The sequence below is a fragment of the Streptomyces virginiae genome, from assembly GCF_041432505.1.
Taxonomy (GTDB): domain Bacteria; phylum Actinomycetota; class Actinomycetes; order Streptomycetales; family Streptomycetaceae; genus Streptomyces; species Streptomyces virginiae_A.
This window is the reverse complement of sequence record NZ_CP107871.1, coordinates 2,822,203-2,835,500: the sequence shown is the minus strand read 5'-3', so window position 1 is coordinate 2,835,500 and position 13,298 is coordinate 2,822,203. Positions and strand designations below refer to the sequence as shown.

Below are 13,298 nucleotides of genomic sequence, written 5' to 3'. Positions count from 1 at the left end.
CATGTCCACTGCGAACACCGCTCGCCCCCGGGGCAGCCGTTCCCCGCTCGCCTCCGTCGCGCTGCACGCCACCCTCGTCGTGGCGTCCGTGATCGCGGTCTTCCCGGTGCTGTGGATCGTGTTGACCTCGCTCAAGCCGGCCAAGCACGCGGTCACCACCGACTTCGTCAAGGAACCGACGCTCAGCAACTACACGTACCTGCTGGAGCAGAGCCACTTCCTCAGCTGGTTCGCGAACTCCGTCCTGGTCGCCGGCATCACCACCGTCCTCGGTGTCTTCATCGCCGCCACCACCGGATACGCGGTCAGCCGCTTCAAGTTCCCCGGCATGAAGCCGCTCATGTGGACCCTGCTCATCACGCAGATGTTCCCCATGGCGATCCTCATCGTGCCGCTCTACAACCTGATGGGCGACCTCGGCCTGCTCAACCAGCCGCTCGGTCTGATCATCACGTACCTCACCATCGCCGTGCCGTTCTGCGCCTGGATGATGAAGGGCTTCTTCGACACCATCCCGGTGGAGATCGACGAATCCGGCCGCGTCGACGGGCTCAACCCCTTCGGCACCTTCTGGCGCCTCATCCTGCCGCTCGCCAAGCCCGGCCTCGCCGTCACCGGCTTCTACGCCTTCATCACCGCCTGGGGCGAGGTCGCGTACGCCTCCGCCTTCATGGTCGGCGAGGAGAACCTCACCCTGGCCGGCGGACTGCAGACCTTCGTCACGCAGTACACCTCCAACTGGGGAGCCATGAGCGCCGCTTCGGTCCTCATCGCCATCCCCGCCGCGATCTTCTTCGTCTTCGCCCAGCGTCACCTCGTCGCCGGGATGACGGCAGGCGCAACCAAGGGCTGACCACCCGAGCCTGCCCCCTCTCACCCCCGGCCCGATCTCTTCAAGGACACCATGACCCAGCACCTCGCCGACGCGCTCCCCACCTCCACCGGCACCCAGCCCGGCTGGTGGAGAGAAGCGGTGATCTACCAGGTCTATCCGCGCAGCTTCGCCGACTCCAACGGGGACGGCATGGGGGACCTCGAAGGCATCCGCAGCCGCCTGCCCTACCTGAAGGAGCTGGGCGTCGACGCCGTCTGGCTCAGCCCCTTCTACGCCTCCCCGCAGGCCGACGCCGGCTACGACGTCGCCGACTACCGGGCCATCGACCCCATGTTCGGCACCCTGCACGACGCCGACGCCGTGATCCGCGAAGCCCACGAACTGGGCCTGCGCATCATCGTGGACCTCGTCCCGAACCACTGCTCCGACCAGCACGAATGGTTCAAGCAGGCGCTCCGGGAAGGCCCCGGCACCCCGCTGCGCGAGCGCTTCCACTTCCGCCCGGGACAGGGGGAATCCGGGGAGCTGCCGCCCAACGACTGGGAGTCGATCTTCGGCGGCCCGGCCTGGACCCGCGTCGCGGACGGCGAGTGGTACCTGCACCTCTTCGCCCCCGAGCAGCCCGACTTCAACTGGGAGCACCCCGCCGTCCAGGACGAGTTCCGCTCCATCCTGCGGTTCTGGCTCGACCTCGGCGCCGACGGCTTCCGCATCGACGTCGCCCACGGCCTGGTCAAGGCCCCCGGCCTGCCCGACCTCGGCCGCGACGAACAGCTCAAGCTGCTCGGCAACCAGGTCCTGCCCTTCTTCGACCAGGACGGCGTCCACGAGATCTACCGCTCCTGGCGCCTGGTCCTCGACGAGTACGCGGGCGACCGCATCGGCGTCGCCGAGGCCTGGACCCCCAGCGCCGACCGCACCGCCATGTACCTGCGCCCCGACGAGCTGCACCAGGCCTTCAACTTCCACTACCTGAACACCGGCTGGGACGCCGAGGCCCTGCGCGCCACCATCGACGAGTCCCTCGACTCGATGCGGCCCGTCGGCGCCCCCACCACCTGGGTGCTGTCCAACCACGACGTGGTCCGCCACCGCACCCGCTTCGGCACCCTGGAGAAGGCGCGTGCCGCCGCCCTGCTGATGCTGGCCCTGCCCGGGTCGGCGTACGTCTACCAGGGCGAGGAGCTCGGCCTCCCGGAGGTCGTGGACCTCCCGGACGAGGTGCGCCAGGACCCCTCCTTCTTCAAGGCGAACGGTCAGGACGGGCTCCGCGACGGCTGCCGCGTACCGATCCCGTGGAGCGGCGACCAGGCCCCGTACGGCTTCGGGACCGGCGGCAGCTGGCTTCCGCAGCCCGCCGAATGGGCCGGGCTCAGCGTGGAGGCGCAGACCGGCGACCCGGAGTCCACGCTGGAGCTGTACCGCTCCGCGCTGCGGGTACGGCGCGCGCACCCGGCGCTGGGCGCGGGCGACGGCGTCGAGTGGCTGCCCAGCCCGGCCGGCGTGCTGGCCTTCCGGCGCGGAGACTTCGTCTGCACCGTGAACACCACGGACGAGCCGGTACGGCTGCCCGCGCCGGGCACCGTGCTGCTGGCGAGCGGCGACCTCGCCGACCCCGACGTCCTCCCGGCGGACACCACGGTGTGGTGGCAGGGGTGACTTCCCCTCTGAGGCTGACGGACATCGCCGCGCAGGCCGCGGTCAGCGAGGCGACCGTCAGCCGTGTGCTCAACGGCAAACCGGGCGTGGCGGCCGGCACCCGGCACAAGGTGCTGGCCGCGCTCGACCTGCTGGGCTACGAGCGACCCGTACGGCTCAAACGACGCAGCAACGGGCTGGTCGGGCTGCTGATCCCGGAGCTCACCAACCCGATCTTCCCTGCGTTCGCGCAGGTGATAGAGCAGGCGCTGGCCGGGCACGGCTACACACCGGTCCTGTGCACGCAGACCCCGGGCGGGGCCACCGAGGACGAACTCGTGGAACAGCTCGAGGAACGCGGGGTCACCGGGATCGTCTTCCTGTCGGGCCTGCACGCCGACGCCCACGCGGACCCCGCGCGCTACCAGCGACTGGCGGCGCGCGGGGTGCCGTTCGTTCTGATCAACGGCTTCAACGAGCAGGTGAACGCCCCGTTCATCTCCCCGGACGACCGGGCGGCGGCGGACATCGCCGTACGGCACCTCCAGGACCTGGGGCACCACAGGATCGGCCTCGCGATCGGACCGACGCGGTACGTGCCGTCGGCCCGCAAGGAGCAGGGCTTCCTCACCGCCCTGCCGACGGCGGAGGCGGACGGGCTGATCCAGCGCACGCTCTTCACGGTGGAGGGCGGACACGCGGCGGGCATGGCCCTGCTGGACCGCGGCTGCACGGGCATCGTGTGCGGCAGCGACCCGATGGCGCTCGGCGTCATCCGGGCGGCGCGCGAGCGCGGGCTGCGGGTGCCGCAGGACGTGTCGGTGGTCGGCTTCGACGACTCCCCGCTGATCGCCTTCACGGACCCGCCGCTGACCACGGTCCGCCAGCCGGTACGCGCGATGGCGACGGCGGCGGTAGGGGCCCTGCTGGAGGCGGTGTCGGGCACCCCGGTCCAGCGCACGGAGTACGTCTTCCAACCGGAACTGGTGGTGCGGGGCTCGACGGCGCAGGTGCCGTAGCGCTTTCGGGGCGGGGGTGGGCCAGGGCCCACCCCCGCTTTTTTGTTTCTATGAACAGAAAATCTTGGGTGGGATTCGCGTCATGTTCGACTGCTTGAACGCGACATCGGCCGCCGCTGACATGGCCGTATATACGCCTATAGCGGGGTGCGGTGTCCGCCGTATCGAGCCAGGCTCGACGCTCCGGGGTCCGCGCCATTTTCAATAAAAGTTGACTCCGGGTGGGTCGGGCCGTGATGCTCTTCTCGTCTGACCCGGGGTCAAGACGGCAAACAGGGGGGCCTGTTGATGTCGCCGTCATCGTCACCATAGACGCGCACGCTCGTGCGTGACGGCCTCTCGTGCCGGGTCGGATGGCTTATGTGTCATGCACTCGTCAGCAGGGGGGATCCTTCATGTCGAACACGCACGTCCTGGGTCGAGGGGGCGCGGCCGGAATGGCCGCCGCAGGGCTGATCGTCAGCCTTCTGGCCGCCGCACCGGTGCACGCGGCCGAACCGGCCCCGGCACCGCCCGCCGCCGCCGACCTCGCGGCCATCGACAAGGGCGGCGCCGGCCAGGGCGCGTCCGTCGCCCCGTCCCAGGCCGCGGCCGGCCCTTCCATCACCCGCAGCGAGGTGATCAGGCGCGCCGCGTCCTGGGTCGGGATCGGGCTCAAGTACAGCTGGGACAACACCTACGAGGGCTACCGGACCGACTGTTCCGGCTTCGCCTCGATGGCCTGGAAGCTCTCCAAGCCCGGCCTGGACACCACCAGCTTCGTCCCCTCCGGTGTCGCCTCGTGGATCGGCAAGGGCGACCTGAAGGCGGGCGACGCCCTGCTCAACGACGCGGCCGGCGCCAACGGCCACATCGTCGTGTTCGGCGGCTGGGCCAACTCCGCGCGCACCTCTTACATGGGCTACGAGTTCACGGGCAGCGGGATGCACTACCGCGAGATCCCCTACCCGTACTACTCCGGCCACGGCACCTTCCGGCCGGTCCGCAACAACAGCATCGTCGACGACAACCCCGGCGATCTGCCGGTGTCGGGGAACTGGGACAACGGTCCGGCGTCGAATGTGGGGATTTGGCGCAACGGCATGTTCCACCTGCGCAACGACGACGGTTCGACCACGTTTGTGGACTGGGGTGGTGGCAGTGACCTGCCGGTCTCGGCGAACTGGGACGGCAGTGGTCCGGACAATGTGGGGATCTTCCGTCCGTCGACGGGTCAGTTCCACCTGCGGATGGACGACGGCAGCCTGACGCTCATCGACTGGGGTGGCGGTACGGATCAGCCGGTCGCGGGCAACTGGGACGGTGGTGCGGCGGCGAACGTCGGTATCTGGCGCAACGGCACGTTCCACCTGCGCAACGACGACGGTTCGGCGACGTATGTCGACTGGGGTCAGGCGGGCGACCGTGCGGTGTCCGGGAACTGGGACGGTGTCGGCCCCGACAACGTCGGCATCTTCCGTCCGTCGACGGGCCAGTTCCACCTGCGGATGGACGACGGCAGCCTGGTCGTCCTGGACTGGGGCGGCGGCAACGACATTCCCGTGGCGGGGAACTGGGACGGCGGTAACGGCGGTCCCGCGGCGAATATCGGCATCTGGCGCCCGTCGCAGGCCACCTTCCACCTCCGCAACGACGACGGCAGCCCCACCTACATCGCCTGGGGCGAGCCCCGATAAGCCCTGAGCTCCTCCCCGGGGGCGCGACCCACCGCGCCCCCGGGGCCCACCGGCACGCCCAGCCATCAGCAGCTCATGACCGAACGGGACCAGGACACCTCACCATGAACCGAATCGCACGCCGGCCCTTAGCAGCCCTCACCACGTCCGCCGCGCTGACCGCCGGCCTGCTCGCCTCGGCCTCCACCGCCCACGCGGTCGGCGCCGACCTCTCCGACCCCAGGACCGTATCGGCCATCCCGAACTACTCCTGCGGCACGCAGACCGACTCCGACCGCGCCATCGCCGCCGACCTGAACTACCAGCTCAACGGCACCCTGCGCGGATACCTGACCTCCTACCGGGTCTCCTGCGCCCGCGCGATCACCGACGCCGTCCGGGCCCGTGGCCTTCCCGAGCGGGCCGCCGTCCTCGCCGTCACCACCGCCATCGTCGAGACCACCCTGCACAACAACCCCAACATGGAGGACCACGACAGCGTCGGCCTCTTCCAGCAGCGGGCGAGCTGGGGCTCCTTCAACCAGCGCATGGACCCGGCCTGGGCGACCAACGCCTTCCTCAACGCGATGCTCAAGGTGAGCAACTGGCAGACCCGACCGATCGGCGAGGTCTGCCAGGCGGTCCAGATATCCGCCCACCCCGACCGGTACGGCAAGCAGGCCTCCGACGGCCAGCGCCTCGTCAGCGCCCTCTGGAACGGCGATCTGCCGGTGTCGGGGAACTGGGACAACGGTCCGGCGTCGAATGTGGGGATCTGGCGCAACGGCATGTTCCACCTGCGCAACGACGACGGTTCGACCACGTTTGTGGACTGGGGTGGTGGCAGTGACCTGCCGGTCTCGGCGAACTGGGACGGCAGTGGTCCGGACAATGTGGGGATCTTCCGTCCGTCGACGGGTCAGTTCCATCTGCGGATGGACGACGGCAGCCTGACGCTCATCGACTGGGGTGGCGGTACGGATCAGCCGGTCGCGGGTAACTGGGACGGTGGTGCGGCGGCGAACGTCGGTATCTGGCGCGACGGCACGTTCCACCTGCGCAACGACGACGGTTCGGCGACGTATGTCGACTGGGGTCAGGCGGGCGACCGTGCGGTGTCCGGGAACTGGGACGGTGTCGGCCCCGACAACGTCGGCATCTTCCGTCCGTCGACGGGCCAGTTCCACCTGCGGATGGACGACGGCAGCCTGGTCGTCCTGGACTGGGGCGGCGGCAACGACATTCCCGTGGCGGGGAACTGGGACGGCGGTAACGGCGGTCCCGCGGCGAACATCGGCATCTGGCGCCCGTCGCAGGCCACCTTCCACCTCCGCAACGACGACGGCAGCCCCACCTACATCGCCTGGGGCGAGCCCAGGTAGGCGACAACCCGAGTAGGTCGACCGGACTCAGCCCTGACCCGGCGGGTTCGGCACCGGAACGCCGGCCATGGCGTACAACCGCTCGGCCGTCAGGACCACCGCCGGGATGTCGATGACGGCCGCGACCTGAGTGATCCACCGGATCTCGGAATCCAGGTCGCGCCCGTCACCGGCCACCGCACGTCGGTCGAACACCTTCTCACGCAGACCGAGTTCGGCGGCGATGGCGTACCGCAGGACCGCCGCCTCCACGGCGGGCGCCAACCGGTCGCCGTCGAACCCGGCCGCCCGCAACTCCGCCTCCGCGGCCGCCACATGCGCCGCATCCACATGCCCTTCCAGCGCGAGAACGCTGTCCCGGACCTCGATCACGTACCGGTAGAGCCGCAGCCGGGGGTTTCCGCGATGCAACTCGTCGGGCAGCGGAAGTACCACCTCCGGCGTCGCGGTCTGCAGCAGCCGCCACAGCGGCGCGATCCGCCGGCCCTGCCGCGCGGCGATCCTGCGCTGACGGTGGCCGGCCAGGGCGGGCCACAGCACGGACAGGGCCAGAAGAAGCAACGTGAGCACCAGAAGGGCTTGGGTGATCGCCCTGACCGCCGCCGAATCGAACCACTGCAGCCGCAGGTACCGGGCCGTCAGATAGGCCAGCCGATGAGCCAGGTAGACGGTTCCGAGGATCATCGAGAGCCGCATCAGCCACAACGACGTACGCACCGGACCCGGATGAGCATGACTACCGTGGATCCAGCAGAGCACGGCACAGGCCGCCAGGCCGATGGCGACGACCCCGGTCACGATCATCCAGTAGAGGAACCCCGCCGGTGAGTTCTGGCTGTAGGTCAGCAGGTCGACATCACCAGGCGGACGGGGCATCACGGCGAACACCGAGGTCAGAAGGACCATCGCGACCGCCAGCCCGATGAGGTTCACCCGTGACAGGCGCCCTCGGGAGTGCCCGGTCAGCTCACGGACGAACTCCACCATCGCCGACGTCGCGGCCAGCGCCGGCAGATGCACCAGAAGATTGGTGACACTCGCGACGCCGAGCACCGCGTCGATCACCCGCCGGACCGCCGGAACCCCCACGGTGAAGGCGACGGCCCACAGCGCCCACATGGCCCACAGGGCCCACATCCCCCGGTCACGGCCGGCCGCCCGCCGTAACCCCAACAGGCTCCATGCGGTGAGCACCCAGACCAGCGGCAACACCACAAGATCAAAGGGACGCACGCGAACCGCCCCATCCGTACGCGGCGGTGAACGTGCTCATGACCCGGTGCAGCGCATTCGACGACGTGGGTGAGGCGCACGGCAGCGCGGCCGGGACCACGTCGAAGTGCTGCCACATCAGCGAGGCCATCAGCTCCGCCTCCTGCTCCTGCTCACCACTGGCCCCGCTGCGGCCCCGGGCGAGCAGCCGGGCCGCCATCGCCGGATCCAGATCGGGGAAGAGACGCTCCAGACCCGCCTCCTGCGGCGCACCGGTCTGCTGGTGGTCCAGCAGCATGTGCGCCAGTTCGTGCAGGATGATGTGCGTCTGATGAACCGGGCTGGTGACCTCGGAGTAGTACACGTGGTCGGTATCGGCGAAGGCGATCCACATCCCGCAGACGCCCGATTCCCCGCTGTCACCGCCGGGCAGCGGCAGCAGCCGTAACGGTCGCCCGCGGCGCTTGGCCACCAGCGCGGACAGATTCGTGATCGTGAACGGGCGCGGCACCTGTAACGGCCCGATGAGATCGGCACAGTGCGCCTTGAACGCACGCCACTTGCGTTGTTCCACTTCGGTACCCAGCCCCCCAGCCGCATCCCCTGTATCCCCGACGCGATACTAGGAGACAGGTGTTCGGACGAGGCTCAGGCGCGCGGGTCGACCGCCCGAGGGTCTTCGGCTAGGTCCCCTGCCCGGTTTCCCGCGCGGTCCCCTGGCCGGCTTCGAGCAGAGCGCTCCGCTCGACCAGGGACCGTACGGTGTCCACGCCGTGGGACGACATCGTCGCCACCGCCGCGGCCCGCAGCGCCACCGACCGGACGTCATTGGCCCGCATGGCCGCGATCAGGGCGAGCTGCGCGGAGACCCGATCGGCCACCTCGTCGTCGACGAAGTAGGCCATCGGCACCCCGAAGAACTCGCCCAGCGCGCGCAGCGTGCCGACCGTGGGGTTGCCGACCCTGCCCTTGAGCAGGGTCCACAGCCTGCCGACCGAGATCTTCGGATCGCCGGGACGCGCCCCGGCGCGCACCCCGTCGACCACCTCCTGAAGGGTGAAACGCCGACCGAGGGGCTGCACGTGGACGAACAGGAACTCCACCCGCTGCCCGAGCCTTTCGGCCTCCGCGTCCACCGGAGGTTCTTCGTCGCCCGGGTCGGCACAGGGCACGGCCTCGTCGCGCTCGCTCATCCGCCCTCATCCCTTTTCCTGCCGACTCCCTCCAGTATGGCGGCCGCGGGGGACGGTCGGGCAGGGGAGGGAAATTGACGGGGTGAACCTCACGTGGTGGGTGGGCATCGGTCAGGGCGCCCGTCACTCCCGGGTGAGGTGCCAGGAGACGCCGCTCGGGCCGTTCGTGCTGAGGACGGGCCTGGCCACGGTGCCGCCGACGACGTACAGCCGGATGCTGTCGGGGCCGGGTATGCAGCGCGTGGTCCCGCTGTCCCGGAGCAGCCAGACCTGGACCGAGGTCGACATCTGAGGGTAGTCGAGAGTCCAATCGGCTGCCTCCGAACACGTCCCCGACGTCAGGGTGTAGCTCGACGGCCCGCCGGATGAGCTGCTCAGGGTGAGGGTGACACCGTGCTCGTGGTTGGTCCAGGTACCGGAGTAGTCGACGTCCTCCATGCCCGCCCCGGAGAACGTCGAGACCACCAGCGCGACGGCGGCCAGGACGACCGAGGCCCGGCGGGCCCCACGTGCGGGGCCCGCGTCCGTGTCTTCCGGCTCCGGCTGCTCGTGTCGGAGGCACACGGCCAGGGCGATGAACGGCGCGCAGAGGGCGACGGCACACCAGGGGAACCAGGTGCCCATCCCCGCCGAGGCGATCATCATGAGGAGCGCCGGGGCGACCATCGCCGAAGTGGCCGCCCACCAGGCCGCCTCGGGCTTCCGGAGGCTCAGCGCGACCACGAAGCTCACCATCGCCCCGATCATGGCGATGAGCAGGACGCCCAACGGGACGGAGATGTCGGTGTAGTCCGGACTCAGGCTGGCGGGTTCGGCGAGTACGAATCCCACCGTCAGCCCCACCGCCAAGGCGCCGAACGCCAACCACCGCATGACGCCGAGCCGTATCCGCGATGGCATGCCGCTGCCGAGTCCGTCCACGCCGCCCCCATTTGAACAAGTTCAATTGACGGGCGCCACCCTACCCCCTCCCACACGATCCTTCGACGCCCGACTGTGGGGCGGGGGCGGAGGGGCGGACGGAAGTCGCAAGGCGGGGAAGGGGCTTCGGGGAGCGGGGCCGCTCGGGCGGCGTAGGGAGGGTGGGGCGGGGGCGTCAGGGAGGCGGGGCCCACTCCATCCGAATCAGGGATGTGTATGGGGGTTTCCCGTCAGTCCCATCGTCCCTCCGGGTCGGGCCGGTCCCTCAAGGGCGCTCCTTCGTCGCGTCACTGCGTGATGGCCTGCGGCCACCCTTGACCGACCGTCCCGCCCCGGAGAAACGAAAGACTGCCGAGAAGCCCCCAAAAGAACGAGCCGGTCCAAGCTTTCAGGGACGGGGACATCGCAGGCCGCGAGGGCGGCCCTGGTGAGCACAGTCCCGAGGCGGCCCCATGAGAGATGCGTGTCGGGGGCGTTGGGGTGCGCCACATCGCTACGCGCTTCTGACGTCTCAGCGTCCGACGACTGTCTGGGGCTGGACATAGGCCGCCCACGACCTCAGGCATTCCGCGCTCACCGCGTCCGACGACCGTCTGTGGCCGGTCATAAGCCGCCCACGACCCATGGGCGCTTCTCCTGGGAGGCGTCCGAAGGCCGTCGGGGGCGAAAAGGCGGGGGAGCGCGGCTATGTCGTGGTGGATGGGGGTCAGTGGAGGTGGGCGGCCGAAAAGGCCGACAGTTTGCCCCAATTGCCCTTGTTTGGTCGTTGGTTTGTGGTGTCGTCCTCGCGCTGACCTGGATCCACGACGGATCAGCCGAGCTGCCGGCCGCACATCCCTCTCAGTGCGTCTTGACGGCCGGTGGTCGCGGTCATGGGGAGCCGCGTGGCGATCCGAGGCGGCCTGTGCCCGGCCACGGCCGGTCGTCGGACGCAGGTCGGGCGTCGGGCCCGATGTCGTGGGCGGCTTATGCCCGGCCCCAGGCGGTCGTCGGACGCAGGTCGAGGGTCGGGGCATGGTCGTGGGCGGCTTATGTCCAGCCCAGGACGGTGGTCGGACGCTGAGACGTCAGAAGCGCGTAGCGATTTGGCGCGCCCCCATCGCCCCCGCCGCGCGTCTCTCATGACCCCGCCTCGGGACCGTGCCCACGGGGATCCCCCTGAGGGGCTGTGATGTCCCCGTCCTTCGTACCTTGGACCGGCTCGTTCTTTTGGGGGCTTCTCGGCAGTCTTTCGTTTCTCCGGGGCGGGACGGTCGGTCAAGGGTGGAGCGCAGCGACATCGCGAAGCGACGCGAGGAACGAGCGCCCTTGAGGGACCGGCCCGACCCGGAGGGACGATGGGACTGACGGGAAACCCCCATACACATCCCTGATTCGGATGGAGTGGACCCCGCCGCCCTCACCCCGTCGCACCTGCCTGATGCCGCCCCAGCGACTCCCGCTCTCCGAAGCACCCGCCTCGCCTGCCTGATGCCGGTCGAGTGGCCCCCGCCGTCCCCACTCCCGCCTCGCCCGTCCGATGCCGCCCCGGCAGCTCCCGCTCTCCGGAGCCCCCGCCCCCGCCCCCGCCCCGCCCCCGGTCAAGTCCCTTAGGACACACGCGAGAAACAATTCTGCAATTTCTTGCGCAAGGTATTGCAGGGCTGTGGGTGGGCCCATACGGTCGCCTGCAATCCCCACCTCTCCGCCAGGAGGCCCCACATGCCCCGCACCGCAAGGAACGGCAGAACCCCACAGGCAGTCCGCGCCGTCGTCGCGGGTGCGCTTGCCGCCGCCACCCTCACCGCCGTCGGGCCGCCGGCCGCCGCCGTGCCTCCCGGCGAGAAGGACGTCACCGCCGTCCTGTTCGAGTGGCGCTTCGACTCCGTCGCCAAGGCCTGCACCGATTCGCTGGGACCCGCCGGGTACGGGTACGTGCAGGTGTCGCCGCCGCAGGAGCACGTGCAGGGCGGGCAGTGGTGGACCTCGTACCAGCCCGTCAGCTACAAGATCGCCGGGCGGCTCGGTGACCGGGCCGCCTTCAAGACCATGGTCGACACCTGCCATGCCTCCGGGGTGAAGGTCGTCGTCGACTCCGTCATCAACCACATGGCCGGTCCGGCGGACGCCGGGGCCACCTTCACCGGGACCGGGGGAACTTCGTACACGAAGTACGGCTACCCGGGGCTCTATTCGGGTGCCGACATGGACGACTGTCGGGCCTCGATATCGAACTACCAGGACCGGGGCAACGTCCAGAACTGCGAGCTCGTCCAGCTCGCCGACCTGGACACCGGTGAGGACTACGTGCGCGGGCGCATCGCCGGATACCTCAACGACCTGCTGTCGCTCGGCGTGGACGGCCTGCGGATCGACGCCGCCAAGCACATGCCCGCCGCCGACCTCGCCAACATCAAGTCCCGGCTGACCAAGCCGGGCGTGTACTGGAAGCAGGAAGCGATATACGGGGCCGGGGAAGCCGTCTCGCCGAGCGAGTACCTCGGGAACGGCGACGTGCAGGAGTTCCGGTACGCCCGGGACCTCAAGCGGGTCTTCCAGAGCGAGAACCTCGCCTACCTGAAGAACTTCGGTGAGGCCTGGGGCTACATGCCCAGCGGGCAGGCCGGGGTCTTCGTCGACAACCACGACACCGAGCGCGGCGGCGACACCCTCACCTACAAGGACGGATCCGCCTACACGCTGGCCAGTGTGTTCGCGCTGGCCTGGCCCTACGGGTCCCCGGACGTGCACTCCGGCTACGAGTGGAGCGACAAGGACGCCGGTCCGCCTAACGGGGGCACGGTGAACGCCTGTTACTCCGACGGCTGGAAGTGCCAGCACGCCTGGCGGGAGATCTCCTCCATGGTCGGCTTCCGCAACGCGGCCCGCGGTCAGGGCGTCACGAACTGGTGGGACAACGGCGGCGACCAGATCGCCTTCGGGCGCGGCACCAAGGCGTACGTGGCGATCAACCACGAGGGTTCCGCCCTGACCCGGACCTTCCAGACCTCGCTGCCGGCCGGCGACTACTGCGACGTGCAGAGCGGGCGGACCGTCACCGTCGGCTCGGGCGGGCAGTTCACCGCCACGGTCGCCGCCGGGACCGCGTTGGCCCTGCACGCCGGGGCCCGTACCTGCTCCGCCACCCCGGCGGGCCCCGCCGGGGCCTCCTTCGGGGTCACCGCGAGCACCGTGCCCGGACAGAACATCTACGTCACCGGTGACCGCGCCGAGCTCGGCAGCTGGAACACCGGCGGCGCGCTGAAGCTCGACCCGGCCGCGTACCCCGTCTGGAAGCTCGACGTGACGCTCCCGGCCGGGACCGCGTTCTCGTACAAGTACCTGCGCAAGGACGCCGCCGGGAACGTCACCTGGGAGAGCGGCGCCGACCGCACCGCCACCGTCCCCGCGAGCGGCAAGGTCACGCTGACCGACACCTGGCGCAGCTGAGCCGCCGCTCCACC

The 13,298-nt window shown here is 69.9% G+C and carries 10 protein-coding genes; 6 read left to right on the top strand and 4 right to left on the bottom strand.

Translation table 11 applies throughout. The features are described from left to right. The first annotated feature begins 1 nt into the window (after position 1). From OG624_RS13205 to OG624_RS13185, 5 genes are all read left to right on the top strand, one after another. Positions 2-853, top strand: coding sequence for a sugar ABC transporter permease (locus OG624_RS13205; protein ID WP_030772095.1), 852 nt, complete (start codon positions 2-4; stop codon positions 851-853). Positions 854-904: 51 nt separating this feature from the next. Then, on the top strand, positions 905-2,494 hold the full coding sequence (locus OG624_RS13200; protein ID WP_371639436.1) for a glycoside hydrolase family 13 protein: 1,590 nt from the start codon (positions 905-907) through the stop codon (positions 2,492-2,494). After that, on the top strand, positions 2,482-3,492 hold the full coding sequence (locus tag OG624_RS13195) for a LacI family DNA-binding transcriptional regulator (RefSeq protein ID WP_244291005.1): 1,011 nt from the start codon (positions 2,482-2,484) through the stop codon (positions 3,490-3,492). The genes OG624_RS13200 and OG624_RS13195 overlap by 13 nt, the downstream gene beginning before the upstream one ends. A 395-nt stretch (positions 3,493-3,887) precedes the next feature. Next, complete coding sequence (locus OG624_RS13190; protein ID WP_371639435.1) at positions 3,888-5,168, top strand: hypothetical protein; 1,281 nt, start codon at positions 3,888-3,890, stop codon at positions 5,166-5,168. Positions 5,169-5,272: 104 nt separating this feature from the next. Next, a complete protein-coding gene (locus tag OG624_RS13185; RefSeq protein ID WP_371639434.1) occupies positions 5,273-6,529 on the top strand; it encodes a hypothetical protein in 1,257 nt (418 codons plus the stop codon). A 27-nt stretch (positions 6,530-6,556) separates the two neighbouring features. Here OG624_RS13185 and OG624_RS13180 read toward each other — a convergent pair whose 3' ends face one another. The 4 genes from OG624_RS13180 to OG624_RS13165 form a co-directional block, all read right to left on the bottom strand. Then, positions 6,557-7,741 carry an MAB_1171c family putative transporter gene (locus OG624_RS13180; protein WP_371639433.1) on the bottom strand — a complete coding sequence of 395 codons (1,185 nt, stop codon included), beginning with the start codon at positions 7,739-7,741 and terminating at the stop codon, positions 6,557-6,559. A 7-nt stretch (positions 7,742-7,748) separates the two neighbouring features. Further along, the gene (locus tag OG624_RS13175; RefSeq protein WP_371639432.1) at positions 7,749-8,252 is read right to left on the bottom strand and encodes a hypothetical protein; all 504 of its coding nucleotides are present in this window, start codon (positions 8,250-8,252) and stop codon (positions 7,749-7,751) included. Positions 8,253-8,424: 172 nt separating this feature from the next. Further along, a complete protein-coding gene (locus OG624_RS13170; RefSeq protein WP_266357707.1) occupies positions 8,425-8,934 on the bottom strand; it encodes a hypothetical protein in 510 nt (169 codons plus the stop codon). Between the two features lie 123 nt (positions 8,935-9,057). Next, entirely contained in the window at positions 9,058-9,834 is a 777-nt protein-coding gene (locus OG624_RS13165; RefSeq protein ID WP_371639431.1) for a hypothetical protein, read from the bottom strand. A gap of 1,722 nt (positions 9,835-11,556) precedes the next feature. Here OG624_RS13165 and OG624_RS13160 point away from each other — a divergent pair. Next, positions 11,557-13,284 carry a carbohydrate-binding module family 20 domain-containing protein gene (locus OG624_RS13160; RefSeq protein ID WP_371639430.1) on the top strand — a complete coding sequence of 576 codons (1,728 nt, stop codon included), beginning with the start codon at positions 11,557-11,559 and terminating at the stop codon, positions 13,282-13,284. The last annotated feature ends 14 nt before the right edge of the window (positions 13,285-13,298 follow it).